Origin of the sequence: Sphingopyxis sp. LC363 (assembly GCF_000756385.1) — a bacterium.
In the GTDB taxonomy this organism is placed as follows: Bacteria; Pseudomonadota; Alphaproteobacteria; order Sphingomonadales; family Sphingomonadaceae; genus Sphingopyxis.
In genome coordinates this window covers 1-18,030 of sequence record NZ_JNFC01000016.1, presented here as the reverse complement: position 1 = coordinate 18,030, position 18,030 = coordinate 1, and the positions used below count along the sequence as shown (strand labels likewise).

The window sequence follows — 18,030 nt, the reverse complement described above, 5'->3', positions numbered from 1 at the left end:
CCCTTAAAGTCCCCCGTAACGGCGATCGCGGCGCGCGAAATGGTCGAGCGCCGCTTTGAGATCGGCCGGTTTGAAGTCCGGCCACAAGGTGTCGGTGAAATAGAGTTCGGCATAGGCCGACTGCCACAGCAGGAAGTTCGACAGCCGGACCTCGCCCGAGGTGCGGATGAGCAAATCGAGCGGCGGCATGTCGGCGGTGTCGAGGTTCGCCTCGATCGCTTCCGCCGTGATCCCGCCCTGCGCGGCGGCGGCGCTCGCAGCGCGCACCAGTTCGTCCTGTGCGCCATAGTTGAGCGCGACCGCGAGCGTCGTGCGCTTGTTGCCCGAAGTGCGCTCGAGCGCATTTTCGATCAGCGCGACGACGTCGGGCGCGAGCGCGCGCCAGTTGCCGATCACTTTCAGCTTCACATCGTTCGCGGCGAATTCGTCGAGGTCGGAGAGGATGAAGCGCTTCATCAGCCCCATCAGGTCGCTGACCTCTTCCTCGGGCCGCTTCCAGTTTTCGGAGCTGAAGGCGTAGAGCGTCATTGCCTCGATGCCGAGGTCGCCCGCGGCGCGCACGATCGTCCGCACCGCCTCGACCCCCGCCTTGTGTCCGGCGACGCGGGGCAGCAGGCGCTTTTTCGCCCAGCGGCCGTTGCCATCCATGATGATCGCGACATGGCGCGCGCCATGATGACTCATAAATCCTCCCCGGCACGGGGAGGGGGACCGCCGAAGGTGGTGGAGGGGCACATGAGGATACACGGAGCGTATGATGGAGGGTGCCCCTCCACCATGCTGCGCATGGTCCCCCTCCCCGTTCCGGGGAGGATCGCGATGGCCGCTGCGTCGTGCATTGGCTTAGCCCAGGATTTCCTTTTCCTTGGCGGTCGCGGCGGCGTCGATGTCGGCGATCGTCGCATCGGTCAGCTTCTGCACCTCGGTCTCGTGGCGCTTGCGCTCGTCCTCGCTGATTTCCTTCTTGTTTTCGTCGGCCTTGAGATTGTCCATGCCGTCGCGGCGGACGTTGCGGACGGCCACGCGCGCCTTTTCGGCATATTGGCCGGCGAGCTTCGACAGCTCCTTGCGGCGCTCCTGCGTCATTTCGGGGATCGGCAGGCGCAGCATCTGGCCGTCGACGATCGGGTTGAGGCCAAGGCCCGCCGAGCGGATCGCCTTGTCGACCGGGCCGACGTTCGACTTGTCCCACACCTGCACCGACAGCATGCGCGGTTCGGGGGCGCTGACCGAGGCGACCTGGTTCAGCGGCATGTGGCTGCCATAGACCTCGACCGTCACCGGATCGAGCAGCGCGGTGTGCGCGCGGCCGGTGCGCAGGCCTGCAAGGTCGTGCTTCAGCGATTCGACCGCGCCGTGCATGCGTCGTTCGAGGTCGGCCTTGTCATATTTCGCCATCTGTCTTTCCTCTCTGAATATCTTGTCAGCCGGCGTCGCCGACGACGGTCGAAACGCCCTCGCCCGCCAGCACGCGCGCCAGATTGCCGGGCTCGCGGATGTTGAACACGACGATCGGGATATGGTTGTCGCGGCAGAGCGCCACCGCGCTCGCGTCCATCACCTTGAGATTGTCGGCGAGCACGCGGTCATAGCTCAGCGTGTCGTAACGCACCGCCGAAGCATCCTTCTTGGGGTCGGCGTTATAGACGCCGTCGACGCTGGTGCCCTTGAGCAGCGCGTCGCACTTCATTTCGGCGGCGCGCAGTGCGGCGCCGCTGTCGGTGGTGAAATAGGGCGCGCCGACGCCCGCAGCGAAGATCACGACGCGCCCCTTTTCCATATGGCGTTCGGCGCGGCGGCGGATCACCGGCTCGCACACCTTGTCCATCTCGATCGCCGACTGGACGCGCGTTTCGACGCCGAGCTGCTCGAGTGCATTCTGCATCGCGAGCGCATTCATCACGGTCGCGAGCATGCCCATATAGTCGGCCTGCGCACGGTCCATACCCTTGGCCGCGCCCGCCATGCCGCGAAAGATATTGCCGCCGCCGATGACGAGGCAGATTTCAAGGCCGCGGCCCTTGGCTTCCTTGACCTCGGCCGCCATGCTCGCGACCGTTTCGGGGTCGATGCCGAAGGGGCTGGGGCCCATCAGCGCCTCGCCCGACAGCTTGAGCAAAATGCGTTTCATGCCGGGCAATGCCATGTCGTGGGGAACCTCTTGGTATCGATGAATAAGCGAATGGCGCGCACCCTAGAGCGGGCACGCGCCATTGCCAAGCGGACTGCCGCGGCGAATGCGGCAATCCGTATCGTGTCTTTCAGACGCCAGCGGCCGCCGCGACTTCCGCCGCGAAATCGCTTGCTTCCTTCTCGATGCCTTCGCCGAGCTGGAAGCGGACGAAGCCCTTCAGCGTGATCGTCGCGCCGACATCCTTGCCGGCGGCGGCGACGACTTCGGCGACCGGGGTCTTGCCGTCCATCACGAAGAGCTGCGACAGCAGCGCGTTTTCCTTGCGATACTTGGCGATCGCGCCGTCGACCATCTTCGAAACGATATCGGCGGGCTTGCCCGACTGGGCGGCCTTTTCCTCGGCGATCGCGCGTTCGCGGGCGACGAGGTCGGCGTCGAGATCGTCGCCGTTCAGGGCCAGCGGGTTCGCGGCGGCGACGTGCATCGCGAGCTGCTTGCCGAGCGGTTCGAGAACGTCGGCGCCGGCGGTCGATTCGAGCGCGACGAGCACGCCGATCTTGCCCATGCCGGGCGCGGCGGCGTTGTGGACATAGCCGGTGACGACGCCCGAGTTCACCGAAACGATCGCCGAGCGACGCAGCGACTGGTTCTCACCGATCGTCGCGATATTCTGCGTCAGCTGTTCGGCGACGGTGGCGCCGCCCGGATAGGCGGCGACGTTCAGCGCGTCGATGTCGGTGATGCTGCCCGCGAGCGCAACCTGCGTCACGTCGCGGACGAAGCCCTGGAACTGTTCGTTCTTGGCAACGAAGTCGGTTTCGCTGTTCACTTCGACCATCGCACCGCGGTTGCCGTCGGTGGCGACGCCGACGAGGCCTTCGGCGGCGACGCGGCCGGCCTTCTTGGCGGCGGCGGCGAGGCCCTTGGTACGCAGCCAGTCGATCGACGCTTCGATGTCGCCGTTGTTTTCGGCGAGCGCCTTCTTGCAATCCATCATGCCTGCGCCCGTGCGGTCGCGCAGTTCCTTGACGAGAGCGGCCGTGATTTCAGCCATGGAATATTCCTTTCAAAAGGGGCGAGCCCGTCTGGCCCGCGGGACGCCTCGCGCGCATGGCGGGGCGATAAGTCAATGCGATGACAGGGACGGCGCGAACCCTTGCCGCGCCGTCCCGTCATGCCTGCAAGCGATCAGGCGTCGCTCTGGCGTTCGGTTTCGGCGGCGGCTTCGGCCGGGACCTGCTCGTCCTCGGTCACCGGAGCAGCGGCGTCGGCAACCGGGGCCGCTTCTTCGGTCAGCGCGGCTTCGGCGGCGGGCTCGACCGCGGCGCCGAGATCTTCGCCGCGGTTCGCGCGGGCCTGCTGGCCGCCGCGCGTTGCCGCCTGGGCAACCGCTTCGCAATAGAGGCGGATGGCGCGCGCGGCATCATCGTTCGCCGGAACCGGGAAAGCGATGCCGTCGGGCGAGACGTTCGAATCGAGGATTGCGACGACCGGGATACCGAGGACGTTGGCTTCCTTGATCGCCAGCTCTTCCTTGTTCGCGTCGATCACGAACATCACGTCGGGAATGCCGCCCATGTCACGGATGCCGCCGAGGCTGAGCTCGAGCTTGTCGCGTTCGCGGGTCTTGTTGAGCACTTCCTTCTTGGTGAGGCCCGAGGTGTCGCCCGAGAGCTGCTCTTCGAGTGTCTTGAGGCGCTTGATCGAACCCGAGATCGTCTTCCAGTTGGTGAGCATGCCGCCCAGCCAGCGGTGGTTGACGAAGTGCTGGCCCGACGCACGCGCCGCATCGGCGATCGCGCCCTGCGCCTGGCGCTTGGTGCCGACGAACAGCACCTTGCCGCCGGCGGCCGAGGTCGAGGCGATGAAGTCGAGCGCGCGCGCGAAGAGCGGCACGGTCTGCGACAGGTCGAGAATGTGGATGCCGTTGCGCGCGCCGAAGATATACGGCTTCATGCGCGGGTTCCAACGGTGGGTCTGGTGGCCGAAGTGGGCGCCAGCTTCGATAAGATTCTGCATCGTGACGACAGGTGCCGCCATAGTCTTTCTCCTTCCGGTTAGTCCTCTGGAAAGCAAGAACCGAGGCATCCGCGAAGAGATGATCCCGGCACCGGTATGTGCGCCTTCCATGTGGAATGGGCGGCCCGTTAGCCGCCTTGGCCGCCAAAAGCAAGGGGTGTCGGCGCCTTTTCGCGCTCAATCGAGCGCGCGTGACGGACTCGGTTCGGCGATAAAGCGACTCCGTTCGTCGCAAAAGACTTGAGAACAAAACGGGAACATGGAACAAAAATCCCACGAAAACCGTCGCTGATTACGAAGGTTTCGCACAAGAAAGCCGGAAGGACAAGATCATGGTTCAGGTCGCAGCCGCTCTTCTCTTCGCCCTCGCCGCGGGGCTCGGCGTCACGGTGATCCTCGCCATGCTCAAGAATAATGAAGATGCGATTCTGTCGGCGCTGCTCGGCGAAGGCGCCTTCCCGGCCGACGCCGCGCCGCAACCCGGCCCCGCTCCGCACAAGGTGACGCTGCGCCGTTCACCGGCGCGCCGCGATGCCCCGCGCCCGATCCGCGCCGCGGCGCGGATGCGGCCGGCGATCAGCCGCGCCGCCTGACCTTCGCATAGCTAGCGAGGCCGAAAGGCAGCGTCGCGGCATAGAGCGCACAGACCGCAAGCAAGGTCAGCCAGGGCGCGGTGACAAGCGCAGCGCCGAGGAGGCCTACCCCCGCGAGAGCGAACAGGCGCCACGACCGGCGCAGCCGGATCGACGACCAGCTGTAGGTCGGGATCGCCGAGATCATCAGCATCGCAATGCCGAGCGCCCACGGCATCACGACATACCATTCGCGAAACAGGTCGTTGCCCGTCGTCAGCCACAGATAGATGGGCACGAACGACAGTCCCGCCCCCGCCGGTGCAGGAATGCCGGTGTTGAAGCCTGCCGACTTGTGCGGCTGAAATTCGGCATCCATGCGCGAATTGAAACGCGCGAGCCGAAGCGCGCAGCACACGGCGAGCGCGAGCGCGGCGGTCCAGCCAAATTTCGGCGCCGCGTTGAGCGACCAGAAGAACAGGATCATCGCCGGCGCGACGCCAAAGGCGATCACGTCGGAGAGCGAATCGAGCTCGGCGCCGAACTTGCTTTGCGCGCGCAGCAGCCGCGCAATCCGTCCGTCCATTCCGTCGAGCACCCCGGCGACGATGATCATCGTTATCGCCGCCGCCCAATCGCCATCGATCGCAAAACGGACCCCGGTCAGCCCCGAGCAAAGCGCGAGCAGCGTGATCGCATTGGGCGCAAAGGCGCGCAGCGGAATCCCGCCGATGCGGCGATGCTCGGCATCGAGAGAAACTTGGGCGTCTTCCGCCATCCCTATTGCCCGACGCCTTCGATCGTCTCCCCGATGCCAATCCGCGCGACGATGGTCTCGCCCGCCAGCGTGCGCTGACCGAGCAGCACCTGCGGCGTCGTCCCCGCAGGCAGATAGACGTCGACGCGGCTGCCGAACCGGATGAGGCCGACGCGCTGGCCGGTTTTGAGTTCGTTACCCATCGACACGAAGGGCATGATCCGCCGCGCGACCAGCCCCGCGATCTGGGTGAAGCCGATGCGCACGCCGTCAGCGCGCTCAACGACGAAATGCTGGCGTTCATTCTCCTCGCTCGCCTTGTCGAGGTCGGCGTTTACGAATTTGCCGGGGATATAGACGAGTTTGCGCAGGGCGCCCGCGACGGGGGTGCGGTTGATGTGGACGTCGAAGACGCTCATGAAAATCGAGACGCGCAGCATCGGCGCGGCGCCGAGCCCGTCGGGGCCCGCGATTTCGGGCGGCGGTGGCACTTCGGCGATCTGGGTGACGAGTCCGTCGGCGGGCGCGACGATCAGGTCGCTGCTCGCCGGGGTGATGCGCACCGGATCGCGGAAGAAGGCGCCGACCCAGATTGTCACGCCGAGCATCAGCCAGCCGAACAGGTTCCAGATAGGCAGCAGCCACAGACAGAGGGTGATAATGCCCGAGATCAGCAGGAATTTCCGGCCTTCGGGATGAACCGAGGGCCATTGCCATTTGATGCCGCCGCCGGGCCGGTTCGATGAGATGATTATGGACATGGCGTTCTTCTAAGGTGCGGCTTCTATACTGACAATGGATAAGGCAGCCCGATCGTTGCCGCCCGGACCACCGAGGACGCACGACGGGCGGTTGATCAATCGTCCCGCTTTGCCTAAGGCCCGCTGCAACTCCGACTCCCCAAGGAAAAAGGCTGAAAGCATGGGCAAGATCAAGGTAGCCAATCCGGTCGTCGAACTCGACGGCGACGAAATGACCCGGATCATCTGGCAGTGGATCCGCGAGCGGCTGATCCTTCCCTATCTCGACGTCGACCTTCATTATTACGACCTCGGCATCGAGGAACGCGACCGCACCGACGACAAGATCACCGTCGATGCCGCGAACGCGATCAAGAAATATGGCGTCGGCGTGAAATGCGCGACGATCACCCCCGACGAAGCCCGCGTCGAGGAGTTCGGCCTCAAGAAGATGTGGAAATCGCCGAACGGCACGATCCGCAACATCCTCGGCGGGGTCGTCTTCCGCGAACCGATCGTCATGAAGAACGTCCCGCGCCTCGTCCCCGGCTGGACCGACCCGATCGTCGTCGGCCGTCACGCGTTCGGCGACCAGTATAAGGCGACCGACTTCCGCGTCCCCGGCCCCGGCAAGCTGCGCCTGGTTTTCGAAGGCGAGGACGGCACGCTGATCGACGAGGAAGTGTTCCAGTTCCCGTCGTCGGGCGTCGCGATGGGCATGTACAACCTCGACGATTCGATCCGCGACTTCGCGCGCGCCAGCCTGAACTACGGCCTCGCTCGCGAATGGCCGGTTTACCTCTCGACCAAGAACACGATCCTCAAGGCCTATGACGGCCGCTTCAAGGACCTGTTCGAGGAAGTGTTCCAGGCGGAATTCAAGGCGCAGTTCGACGCGCTCGGCATCGTCTACGAACACCGCCTGATCGACGACATGGTCGCCTCGGCGCTCAAGTGGAGCGGGAAGTTCGTCTGGGCCTGCAAGAATTACGACGGCGACGTCCAGTCGGACACCGTTGCGCAGGGCTTCGGTTCGCTCGGGCTGATGACGAGCGTGCTGATGACCCCCGATGGCAAGACCGTCGAGTCCGAAGCCGCGCACGGCACCGTCACCCGCCACTATCGCATGCACCAGCAGGGCAAGGCGACCTCGACCAATCCGATCGCATCGATCTTCGCGTGGACGGGCGGCCTCAAGCACCGCGGCAAGCTCGACGACAATGCCGCGCTGGTGCAGTTCGCCGACGACCTCGAAAAGGTCTGCGTCGCGACGGTCGAGAGCGGCAAGATGACCAAGGATCTCGCGCTGCTGATCGGTCCCGACCAGAATTGGCTGACGACCGAAGGCTTCTTCGAGGCGATCGTCGAAAATCTCGACAAGAAGATGGGCGCTTAAACAAGCGAATTAGTTGAGATAGCCATCTAGCCAATCGGGGCCGGCCTGCATAAGGTCGGCCCTTATGGTATCCGAAACCGAAACCTCCGCCATCGGCAACGCGCTGGTTGTCCTTGGCGCGGCGGGCGTCGTAATCCCCGCCTTCGCGAGATTCCGGATTTCGCCGGTGATCGGCTTCATCCTCGTCGGGCTGCTCGTCGGCCCGTCGGGGCTCGGCGCGCTCGCGGCCGATTATCCGTGGCTCGAACATGTCACGATCGCCTCGACCGAGGATATCGCGCTGTTCGCCGAATTCGGCATCATCCTGCTGCTCTTCTCGATCGGCCTCGAGCTGTCGTTCCGCCGCCTGTGGCAGCTCAGAAAGCTCGTTTTCGGGATCGGGGCGGCCGAACTCTTCCTTGGCGGCGCTATCCTCGGCACCGCCATCCTGTTGTTTCGCGATCAGTCGGCAGCATCGGCCTATGGCCTTGGCATCGCGCTCGCGCTGTCCTCGACGGCGCTGGTGCTGCCGATCGCCGGCACGAAGTCGGCGGTCGGTCGCGCCTCCTTTTCGATGCTGCTGTTCGAAGATCTTGCGATCGTTCCGATCATTTTTGTACTCGGCGCCTTTGCTCCAACGGCGACGGGCGACAGCGCCGAGCTTTTGCTGACGACCCTGTGGCAGGGCGCCGTGGTTGTCGCAGCACTGGCGATCGGCGGCTGGTTCCTGCTCCCGCGCATCTTCGCGCAGGCCGCGCGCGCGAAGGATCCCGAACTATTCCTCGCGGCCAGCCTGCTCGTCGTCATCGTCGCGGCGCTCGCGACCGCCGCCGTCGGGCTGTCACCGATCGTCGGCGCGCTGCTCGCGGGATTGATGATCGCCGAAACCGAGTATCACGAGGAAGTCGAGGCGATCACCGCGCCGTTCAAGGGATTGGCGCTCGGCGTGTTCCTCATCAGCGTCGGCATGGGGCTGAACCTGAAAACCATCGCCGCCCAGTGGCCGCAGCTGATCGCCGCGGTCGTCGGTGTCGTTCTGGCCAAGGCGATCGTGACCGCCGCCCTGCTCCGCTTTTCGGGCCTTGTCCGGCGCGGGACCGCCGCCGAAGTCGGCCTCCTGATGGCCAGCCCGTCCGAAACGACCCTGATCGTGCTCGCGACCGCCTTGCAGGCGCAGCTGATCAGCCGCAGCACGGCCGAATTCTGGCAGCTCGTCACCGCAATCGGCCTGACGATCACCCCCCTGCTCGCGCGCATCGGGCATGACGTCGCGCGGCGGATCGAGATGCGTACAGGCGACGTACGGACCGAGGAAACGCCCGAAGGTCGCACCGTCATCGTGGGTTTCGGGCGCGTCGGACACACCGTTGCCGAGCTGCTGCGCCAACATGGCCGACCCTATATCGCGGTCGATGCCGATATCGACACGGTCGCCGCGGCGCGGCGCGACGGTTTCAGCGTCCGCTTCGCCGACGTCGCGCGCGCCGGCAGCCTCGACAAGATGGGCATCGAGCATGCCCAGGCCATCGTGCTGACGATGGACGATCCCGTTCAGCAGTTGCGTATGACGCGGCAGCTGCGGCGGAAGTACCCGGCGCTGCCGATCATCAGCCGCGCGCGCGACGCCGACCACGCCGGCGCACTCTATCAGGCGGGCGCGAACGATGCGGTGCCCGAAACGCTCGAAAGCTCGCTGCAACTCGCCGAAGCGGTGCTGATCGACCTTGGCGTCGCGATGGGGCCGGTGATCGCATCGATCCACGACGTGCGTGCCAAGATGCGCCACGACATCATGACCAAGGGCAAGCTCGAGCAGGAGCCACGGATCAGGCGGACGCGCCGTCACGCGGCGGGTGAGGAGTCGCTCTAGGAGGACAAGACTCCATGTCTGGACAAAGTCCGACGCGACGAAAGATTACTCCGACGCCGGCTTCGCAAGCCTCGCTATTCGGCGGACGCTTGTTCGCGCAACCTTTGGCCGGAACCATCCAGAACCGTCCGCTTGACGGCATCATGCACCGCGCTGGCCTTGGCTCCGCGGTCCAGCCGGTAATATGCGGAAAGATAGGCCCAGTCGAAATCGGTCAGCCCATCGGGGGGCGCGGCGCCTTCGGTAAAGAGCGTCAGGATGGATGCCATCCCCCCTTGCGGTACCTCAGCAAAATCTTGCACCGGCGCAAGAATCCGAAAGGTGGCATAATCGGCAAGCTGCCGCACACTGTGGCCGTTGGCATGACCGGAATCGAACAGCAGGATCGTGCCGTTAATATCGCTGCGAATAGGGGAAGTCAGCCGCCCGGTTTGATACAGGCTGTTGCTCTTGTACTCGGCACCCGTTTGGCCATCAACAAATACAGGGATCGACCGGCCGTCACGGTTGCGGATTTCGGTGGCGTTCCACAGCTGCGCCTTGCCACTGCCGCGAAAAATGCGATCGATTTCAAAGGATTTGAGCGACGAGAAAAGTTCCGGCGCTTCCTGGCTCAGGCGCCTCACAGCGGCCCGGCTATCGCGAACGAACCCGATCCAGATGTTGGGCTGGCAATCGCCGCCGCCGACCGTCAGGCGCAGCGTGCGCACATTGTCTTGGATGCGCTCGGCAATGGCAGCGCCATAGGCGGCGTCGATGCCAAAAAGTTTAAGGCACAGCGGCGCATAGCGACGCGGAAGCGGATTGTCGGCCGAAGGGCGCAACGTGATCGCTCGAGCTTGATCGGCGGCGCGCTCGGCCTGCTCCGCACGCTCGCCGGTCACGATGATCGGCGTCTCCCGATCAACATTTTCCTGGGCGGAAACCGGCGCGGCCCAGACCAACGCAATCAGCAACATCAACCGTCGCATCTCTATACGCTTCCCAAATCGCACAGTCACATTCGCGCAGACGATCTGTTCTACTCCCGACGCTGTCAAGCACATGCGACCCAGAATCAATTGGCCGCCTGCCCCCCCGCCGATGCAGCATCCATCCCGCGCGCATCGGCCAGCGTCATCCCCTTGGGCAGGATCGCCAGCGACCATTGCCGCTCGGGCGCCAGATATTGACGCGCGAGCCGCTGGACGTCGGCGGCGGTAACCGCCGAGATATCGTCCTGGATCGATAGCGCCGCCGCAGCGACGCGCGGGTCGCGCGTCGCGCCTTCGAGCAGGAACATCCAATAGACATTGCCCGTCGAGGCGCGCGCGACCTGTTCGCGGATCGGCCCGGCGTTGCGCGCCAACTCGTCGGCGCTGACTGGCTTTGACACCAGATCGGCGGCGATTTCCCGCGCGATGGCATAGAAGCGGTCGAGATCCTTCGGCGCGAGCAAGCTGCCGACGAGCAGATAGCCGCCGCTGTCGAAGCCGGTCGGCCAGTGGCTGTCGACGACGGGGCCATAGCTTGCGCCCTGTTCGGCGCGCAGACGATCGAACAAGCGATCATTGAAGATCGCCGCGAGGATCTCGAGCCCGCGCGCGTCGCGCGGGCTGGCAAGGCCGCCGCCGGTGGGCCAGGCCGTCATCGCCGCCGCCTGCCCCTGCTCGCCGCGGTGATAGGCGATGTCGGGCTCGGTCACATGCTTGGCGAAGGCGACCCGCTGGCCGCTCGGCGGCGCGAGGGTCTTGCGCGACGGCAGCGCGCCCAATGTTTCGGCAAGGATCTTCTTGTAATCGACCGTTTCGAGGTCGCCGAAAATCTGCACCTCGATCGGCCCGCTCGCGAGGCGCGGCTCCCAGAAGGCGCGGAAGGCGGCGGGCGTCAGCGCCTCGATCTGCGCCTTGTCGGGCGCCGCCCAGCGCGCGTCATTGTCGGTCAGCCAGCCGCGCAGATTGCGGTCGAGCACCGCATTGGGCGTCGCGTCGTTGAGATCATATCCGGTGAGATAACCGATACGCAGCCGCTCGACCGGTGCGGGATCCCAGCGGGGAACGGCCAGCTTGCCCGCGATGAGCCGCATCTGGTCGGCAAGGTCGGCGGGGCGGCTTTCGGCCGACAGCTCGAACGCATCGTCGTCGATCGCGAAATTCATCTGAATCTGGCGACCATTGGTCAGCTTGTCGATCTCGTTCTGACCCCATGGGCCGATCCCGCTCGCGACCAGCGCATAATCGCCGGTCCACAGGAGATTCGGCGCGTCGGCAGCGACGCTGCGATTGCCGGTGCCGAAGCGCACATTGACGCGGACCTTGCCCGGTTCGACCTTGTTGTTCGAAACCAGCGCGGTCACGCCGTTGGCGAATTCGATGCGCTCGGCGCGCAGCCCGAGGATGGGGCTGGTCGACGTGATGGTCCCCGCTGGACCAAGCGCGGGCAGCTGCTTGAAGTCGGCGTCGACCGCCGCCAGCCGATCGTCGCGCGCCGTCACCGGCGCCTTCAGCGCGGCGAGCACTGCGGCGTTGCCGCCCGCCGACGTCGGCGTCGTCAGCACGACGCGCGTGACCGGCGCGGCGAAGATCGCCTTGCTGATGTCGAGCATCACCTGCGGGGTCGCCGAGGCGCGGATCGCCTTGAACATGTCGACCTGACCCTGCGGGCTCGTCACCGTCTCGCCGATATCGACCGCGCGCACCATATCGTCGGCGAGCCGCGCACCGGGTTCGTTGCGGGCGTTCTCCAGCTCCTTCAGCAGAAAGGCCTCGATCTCGTTCATCTCGCGGTCGATGTCGGCCTGCGACGGCGGGGTTTTCACGGCGTCGGCGATCACCCCGCGCACATCGGCGAGCGCGGCCTTCCAGTCGCTCAGGGGAACGATCGACGCCATCGTCACGTCGGCGCTGCGGCTGACATATTGCTGCTCGACCGTCGCGACGAGATAGCTGCCCCCGGCGCGCGCGGTGTTTTCGAGACGGCGGTTGACGAGCGCCTGGGCGATATATTCGAGGTAGAGCCGCCGTGTGTTTTCGACCGTGTCGATGCGTTTCTTCCACGGCCGCACCATCGCGAGGGTGATTGCGAGCGGCTGGCTGGCCTCGACAATTTCGAGCGCGGCGGGCTGTTTCGGATCGGGCTTGCCAAAATCGGGCGCCCGCGGGTTCGGGCCGTCCGCCTGCCAGTCGCCGTAATATTTGGCGATCAGCCGGGCGAATTCGGCCGGGTCGCCGTCGCCCGAGATGACGACCACCGCCCGGTCGGGGCGATACCAGCGATCGTGAAAGGCGCCGACCGTTGTCGCGCTCGCCTTGCCGAGCGACTCCGTGGTGCCGATCGGCGAGCGATCGCCGAGCAGCTGGCCGGCGAAAAGATGCGCGTTGGTCGCATCGGCGATCCGCTTTTGCGGACCATCGGATTCGCGCAGTTCGGCCATCACGACGCCGCGTTCGGCGGCGACCGCAAGCTCGGAGATGCGCGGAGCGCGGATCATCCCCGACAGCAATTTCATGCCTTCGTCGAGATTGGCCGGCGTGACGCTGGGCAGGTCGAGCTGGTAGACCGTCTGCGTCGGCGTCGTCTGCGCGTTCGAATCGCTTCCGAAGGTCACGCCGAAGCGCTGCCAGATGCGTTTCGCTTCGCCGTCAGGGATATGTTCAGACCCGCGGAAAGTCAGATGTTCGAGCAAATGCGCATAGCCGCGCTCTTCGTCGGTTTCGAACATCGACCCCACGTCCATGCGCACGCGGATCGACACCTGCCCCGGCGGCACGCCGTTGTTACGCACGGCATAACGCACGCCGTTGGGGAGCACGCCGAACTGCCACGCGGTGTCGCGCGGAATGTCGCTGCCGGCATAGAGCCAGTCGGCGTTCTTCGCCTGGCTCTGCGCGGTCGCCGTCGCGCTGTCTGCCTGCGCGCTTGCGGCGAGCGGTGCCAGAAGCAGTGCGGCGGCGCCGGACAGAAAAAGCGAACGGGCGAAACGAAGCGGGCGGCGCGGGGGAGAATAGGACATTGCCCCTTCTTATCGCCTCCGAACCTTGCTGGCCACTGAACTGTCATGCTTGCCCGGGGCGCAGCATGGGCTTAGCCAGCTAGAATGAACGCTTCATCTCCCGTCCCGCTCGCCGCGCTGATCCAGATGACGAGCGGCATCGACCCCGACGCGAATCTGGCGACCATCGATCGCGCGCTAGCGGAGGCCGCGGCGCGGGGCGCTGCCATGGCCTTTCTTCCCGAGATGTCGCTGCTGCTCGACCGCGACCGCACGCGATCGGGCGGGCATATCGCCCGCGAAGCCGACAGCCCTTGGCCCTCGGCGTTACAGGAAATGGCTCAAAAGCACGGAGTCTGGTTACATTCGGGATCGATGCCCTTGCTTGCCGACGACGGCGAGCGGCGCGTCAACCGCAGTCATGTCATCGCCGCCGACGGCGGCATCCGGGCGCGCTATGACAAGATCCACATGTTCGACGTCGCGCTGCCTTCAGGCGAAAACTGGCGGGAATCGGCGACTTATGTGGGCGGGGACAGGTTGACGATCGTCGACACGCCGCTCGGACGGATGGGTCTCAGCATATGCTACGATTTGAGATTTCCCGAACTCTATCGGGCGCTGGCCGACCGCGGCGCGACGGTCATCGCGATTCCTGCCGCCTTCACCGTATCGACCGGCGAGGCGCATTGGCATGTGCTGATGCGCGCGCGCGCGATCGAGACGCAATGCCATGTCCTGGCAGCAGCGCAATGCGGCACGCACGTCGACGGCCGGCAAACCTATGGCCACAGCGTCGCGATCGATCCATGGGGAGCGATCCTTGCCGACGCCAACGGAGAGGAAGCGATGGCCGGGAAGGACTATGTGCTGGCGCTGGCCCCCGTCGATGCGGCGGCCAGCGAACGCGCTCGTCTGGCGATCCCGCTGGAACGATCCCGCGCAATGCGAAACATCACGCCCTGACCAATCGACGCAATGGCTGCGCGCGCCAGCCATCGATATTCGGAACCCCAAATGCACAAAAGGCCCCGAGCGGAGCTCGGAGCCTTTTGGTATCGGTACGATCAGCCGAAATTACGGGCTGGTCGGTTCGTCGTCGTCGTTGTCCGACGCGATGATGATGCCACCAACGACGGCAACGAGAGCGAGGACAGCGATGATCCAGCTCGTGCTGCCTTCGAGTTCGCTCTGGCCGTCAACGGCCGAAGCCGCGCGAGCCGCGGGGGCTGCCGATGCGGCGACCGGAGCCGCGAGCATCGAGGTCGCTGCGAGAGAGATCGCAGCCTTCTTAAGCAGGTTCATCTTATTCTCCGTCCACTGGATTACTCTTGTCGAATCACACCGGAGGAACCTCCCCGGTCTGCTTCTGCAGCGCCTTCTTAGGCACGGCCTTCAGCAATTGCAACGACGATTTGCCCTAGCTCGCCAAATCTTAGTAAATAATAAATAGGGAAAAACTTGTCGCAAAGAATAGCGCTTATCCGCGCCGCACGCGATCGAAGGATTCGCTTGTCACGGGGTAGCCGAGATGCGCTGGAATGCACAGATAGCTCTGCCCTTCGCGATCTTCGACCCACGGCGTGACGAGTTCGACCGGAAACTGCCGAGAATGAACGGAAAATCCTGCAAAATCAGTGGCTTGTGCAATACGCTCGAGATTGCGGCGGGTCGGGAAGATCACCGACACCTCGCCGCGATCAGCCATCGCCAGCGTCTCCTCGGCGCTCGCCCAGAAGATATGGCTGTGCTCGGCTTCTTCGACCGTCAGTTCATGGCTGTGCGGCGGGGCGGCGACGGCATAAAATCGCGTATCGAATGTCCGGGCCTCTTTGAAATTCGGGCACCAGCGGGCGAAGGGAACGAATGATTCCAACGCGATTCGATCGCCGCGCGCAGCCAGAATATCGGAAAGCAGCGTGCCGTCGAGCAGCGCTCGACGCACCTCCGCCACCTCTTTTTCCGCCAACCCCGGCCAGCCGACCGCCAGCCCGGTTTCCTCCAGCGTCTCGCGCAGCGCGGCGACACGCGCCGCGCCATCGGCCTCGTCGACCCCGAAGCCATAGCGGCCCGCCACGCGATAATCGTCGGGATCGACCCGCCCCCCCGGAAATACGACGGCGCCCGCCGCGAAGGCCATCTTTGCCGACCGCTTGACCATCAATATCTCGTCGGGGCCGCCGCTGTCCGACGGCCGCATGATCACAAGCGTCGCAGCGGGCACGGCGCCATCGGGCAAGACGGCGGGCGGTGTGGTCGGCGAAGTGGTGTCGGTCATGACGAAATCGATAACTGTGCCGCGCCGCCCTGTCATCTCGGCATTTCATCCCGGCATTGCGGGTGCGCGCGGACGGGTGCAAGATGACGCGCAATCGGGCGATCCGGAACGGGGAGCAGGATATTGGGAATCGTCGAGATTTTGGGCGTCGCCGGCAGCCTCAGCCTTCTTGCCGGCTGGCGGCTCTACCTCACTATATTGGCGACCGGCGTCGCGATGCGGTTCGGCTGGCTCCCGCTCCCCGAACATCTCGCGGCGCTGCAGATTCTCGCCAATCCCTGGGTGTTGGGCGTGGCGGCAATTGGGACGCTCGCCGAGTTCCTCGCCGACAAGATCGCGTGGGTGGATTCGGTCTGGGACACGGTTCACGGCATCGTCCGCCCTCTGGGCGGTGCGCTCCTCGCGCTTGCGCTCGTCGATTCCTCGGACCCCGCATGGCAGGTCATTGCCTTCCTGCTCGGCGGTGGCGGCGCGCTGCTTAGCCACGGGGCGAAGGCGACGACACGCGCGGTCGTCAACGTCAGCCCCGAGCCCTTCAGCAACGCCGCGGTTTCCACCGGCGAAGATGTCGCGACGGGCGGCCTGCTCGCACTCGCCATCGCCTATCCGCCGCTCGCGATCATTATCGCGATCCTGCTCGCGGTGGCCGCGATCGTGGTGATCATCGCACTGCGGCGGCTGCTCCGCAACGTCAAGGCGACGCTGAAGCGCGCGCTGGGCGACGAGCCGGCGGCGCCAATCGATGCTTAACAGTTTGGCAATATTCAGTTAATAAGCTCGACGAACAGGGGGGCACCGACCCGATAAGGGAGCGATGTCCCATGTCCCCGAAGCAGTCCCTCAGGCCGATACTCCTGTCTTCCGTCGCCGCCCTCGCGCTTGGACAGGCCTCTCCCGCCCTTGCGCAATGCGTCTTTACGCCCACCGCGGGTGACGATCTCCATATCTGCGACAGCGGCACGTCCGTGGGCGGGCTCGACGATCCGGGCGGAAACAACCAACTCACCCTCCCGGCCGGCGGCACCGGCACCCTCGCGGGCGACGTCAACTTCGGCGGCGGCGCCGACATCGTCGTCATCGATTCGGGCCGGATCGAGGGCGCGGTTGACCAAGGCAATGGCGACGACAGCTTCTCGATTAGCGCCGGGACCGTCACCGGCCAGGTGCAGCAAGGCGAAGGCATTGACGACTTTGTCATGACGGGCGGCGAGATCGACCGGCTCAATCAGGGCGGTTCGATGGATACGTTCCAGATGACCGGCGGCCGCATCGTGGATGCCTTCGACGACGGCGACACGGCACGGATGACCGGCGGGCGGATCGGCCGCGTCAATATGAAGCTTGCCGACAATCTCTTCGACATGTCGGGCGGGATCATCGACCGCAACCTCGTCGCCGGCTTCGGCAACGACACGATCATCCTTTCGGGCGGGACGATCGGCGGTAATATCAGCGTGTCGGGCGGCACCGACAGCATGACGATCACCGGCGGGTCGGTGGGCGGCGACGTGCTGATGAGCGTCGGCACCGACAGCCTCGTCTGGGACGGCGGCGGCGTCGTCCACGGCACGGTCGACCTGGGCGGCGACGACGACAGCGCCCGGCTTGCCAATCTAACCAATGCCAACCTCGGCGGCTCGCCGCGGATCACGGGCGGGGTGGGCAGCGATGCGCTGGTTTTCGACAATGTCACGACGGACGGGGTCGCGCGCTTCGACGGCTGGGAAAATATCCAGGCGACGAACGACAGCGAACTGACGTTCGACGGCTTGCTGACGCTCGGCGACGCGGGCACGGGCACCGGGCGCTTCGAACTCGACGCGTCGAGCACGATCTTCGGCGGTGGCCAGCAAGGCGGGATCGTCGCCTTCACGGCGGGCGAGCGCGCGACGCTGATCAACGCCGGACGCATCGATCTGACCAACGGCGGCAATGCGCCGGGCGACAGCTTTACCGTCGGCGGCGACTATGTCGGCAACGATGGATTGTTGCTGATCGATACCGTACTGGGCGACGACGCATCGCTTTCCGACAAGCTGGTGATCGATGGCGGCAGTGCCTCGGGCACGACGGGGATCAGTGTGTTCAATGCCGGCGGAACCGGCGCGGTCACCCAGCAGAACGGCATTCTTGTCGTCGAGGCGATCAATGGCGCGACGACCGCAAGCGGTGCCTTCGCACTCAACAGCCGGATCGCCGTCGGCGCCTTTGAATATTTCCTGTTTCGCGGCGGCACCACGGCTGGCAGCGGCGAGAACTGGTATCTCCGATCAACGTTGCCGCCGCCGCCCGAGCCGACGCCGGAGCCCGAAACC

16 protein-coding genes and 1 pseudogene are annotated in these 18,030 nt (G+C 65.3%); 6 read left to right on the top strand and 11 right to left on the bottom strand.

All coding sequences use genetic code 11. The features are described 5' to 3' along the window. Positions 1-3: 3 nt before the first annotated feature. The 5 genes from uppS to rpsB all read right to left on the bottom strand — a co-directional run bounded on the left by uppS (position 4) and on the right by rpsB (position 4,174). Positions 4-684, bottom strand: coding sequence for a polyprenyl diphosphate synthase (gene uppS, locus FG95_RS07705; RefSeq protein ID WP_037555088.1), 681 nt, complete (start codon positions 682-684; stop codon positions 4-6). Between the two features lie 159 nt (positions 685-843). Further along, on the bottom strand, positions 844-1,398 hold the full coding sequence (frr, locus tag FG95_RS07700; protein ID WP_037555087.1) for a ribosome recycling factor: 555 nt from the start codon (positions 1,396-1,398) through the stop codon (positions 844-846). A 25-nt stretch (positions 1,399-1,423) separates the two neighbouring features. Beyond that, the gene (gene pyrH / locus FG95_RS07695) at positions 1,424-2,146 is read right to left on the bottom strand and encodes a UMP kinase (RefSeq protein ID WP_037555086.1); all 723 of its coding nucleotides are present in this window, start codon (positions 2,144-2,146) and stop codon (positions 1,424-1,426) included. A 115-nt stretch (positions 2,147-2,261) separates the two neighbouring features. Then, positions 2,262-3,188, bottom strand: coding sequence for a translation elongation factor Ts (gene tsf, locus FG95_RS07690; protein WP_037555085.1), 927 nt, complete (start codon positions 3,186-3,188; stop codon positions 2,262-2,264). Between the two features lie 134 nt (positions 3,189-3,322). After that, entirely contained in the window at positions 3,323-4,174 is an 852-nt protein-coding gene (gene rpsB, locus FG95_RS07685; protein WP_037555084.1) for a 30S ribosomal protein S2, read from the bottom strand. 311 nt (positions 4,175-4,485) lie between these two features. On the opposite strand from rpsB, the gene FG95_RS07680 reads away from it, so the two are divergent. Next, positions 4,486-4,746, top strand: a complete 261-nt coding sequence (locus FG95_RS07680; protein WP_037555082.1) for a hypothetical protein — start codon at positions 4,486-4,488, stop codon at positions 4,744-4,746. On the opposite strand, the gene FG95_RS07675 is transcribed toward FG95_RS07680, so the two are convergent. Both FG95_RS07675 and FG95_RS07670 read right to left on the bottom strand, forming a co-directional pair. Beyond that, entirely contained in the window at positions 4,730-5,503 is a 774-nt protein-coding gene (locus FG95_RS07675) for a CDP-alcohol phosphatidyltransferase family protein (RefSeq protein WP_037555081.1), read from the bottom strand. The two genes, FG95_RS07680 and FG95_RS07675, sit on opposite strands and share 17 nt — an antisense overlap. A 2-nt stretch (positions 5,504-5,505) precedes the next feature. Next, positions 5,506-6,243, bottom strand: coding sequence for a phosphatidylserine decarboxylase (locus FG95_RS07670; protein ID WP_037555080.1), 738 nt, complete (start codon positions 6,241-6,243; stop codon positions 5,506-5,508). Positions 6,244-6,403: 160 nt separating this feature from the next. Between FG95_RS07670 and FG95_RS07665 the strand changes: the two genes are divergently transcribed. Then, positions 6,404-7,618: an NADP-dependent isocitrate dehydrogenase gene (locus tag FG95_RS07665; protein ID WP_037555079.1), complete on the top strand. Its 1,215-nt coding sequence runs from the start codon at positions 6,404-6,406 to the stop codon at positions 7,616-7,618. Between the two features lie 64 nt (positions 7,619-7,682). Continuing rightward, positions 7,683-9,467 carry a cation:proton antiporter domain-containing protein gene (locus FG95_RS07660; RefSeq protein ID WP_037555078.1) on the top strand — a complete coding sequence of 595 codons (1,785 nt, stop codon included), beginning with the start codon at positions 7,683-7,685 and terminating at the stop codon, positions 9,465-9,467. 74 nt (positions 9,468-9,541) lie between these two features. Here FG95_RS07660 and FG95_RS07655 read toward each other — a convergent pair whose 3' ends face one another. Together FG95_RS07655 and FG95_RS07650 are read right to left on the bottom strand one after the other, a co-directional pair. Beyond that, the gene (locus tag FG95_RS07655) at positions 9,542-10,429 is read right to left on the bottom strand and encodes a hypothetical protein (protein WP_152567604.1); all 888 of its coding nucleotides are present in this window, start codon (positions 10,427-10,429) and stop codon (positions 9,542-9,544) included. 95 nt (positions 10,430-10,524) lie between these two features. Next, positions 10,525-13,458: a M16 family metallopeptidase gene (locus tag FG95_RS07650; protein WP_081933061.1), complete on the bottom strand. Its 2,934-nt coding sequence runs from the start codon at positions 13,456-13,458 to the stop codon at positions 10,525-10,527. A gap of 84 nt (positions 13,459-13,542) precedes the next feature. On the opposite strand from FG95_RS07650, the gene FG95_RS07645 reads away from it, so the two are divergent. Further along, positions 13,543-14,403 carry a carbon-nitrogen hydrolase family protein gene (locus FG95_RS07645; protein WP_037555075.1) on the top strand — a complete coding sequence of 287 codons (861 nt, stop codon included), beginning with the start codon at positions 13,543-13,545 and terminating at the stop codon, positions 14,401-14,403. 111 nt (positions 14,404-14,514) lie between these two features. Here FG95_RS07645 and FG95_RS07640 read toward each other — a convergent pair whose 3' ends face one another. Continuing rightward, the gene (locus tag FG95_RS07640) at positions 14,515-14,742 is read right to left on the bottom strand and encodes a hypothetical protein (protein ID WP_037555073.1); all 228 of its coding nucleotides are present in this window, start codon (positions 14,740-14,742) and stop codon (positions 14,515-14,517) included. 175 nt (positions 14,743-14,917) lie between these two features. Further along, entirely contained in the window at positions 14,918-15,715 is a 798-nt protein-coding gene (locus tag FG95_RS07635; protein WP_052182196.1) for an NUDIX hydrolase, read from the bottom strand. A gap of 123 nt (positions 15,716-15,838) precedes the next feature. On the opposite strand from FG95_RS07635, the gene FG95_RS07630 reads away from it, so the two are divergent. Together FG95_RS07630 and FG95_RS07625 are read left to right on the top strand one after the other, a co-directional pair. Further along, positions 15,839-16,465 (top strand): DUF4126 domain-containing protein, encoded by a 627-nt coding sequence (locus FG95_RS07630; protein ID WP_037555071.1) that lies wholly within the window; start codon positions 15,839-15,841, stop codon positions 16,463-16,465. 71 nt (positions 16,466-16,536) lie between these two features. Then, a pseudogene (locus FG95_RS07625) lies at positions 16,537-18,030 on the top strand (hypothetical protein); the annotation flags it as partial.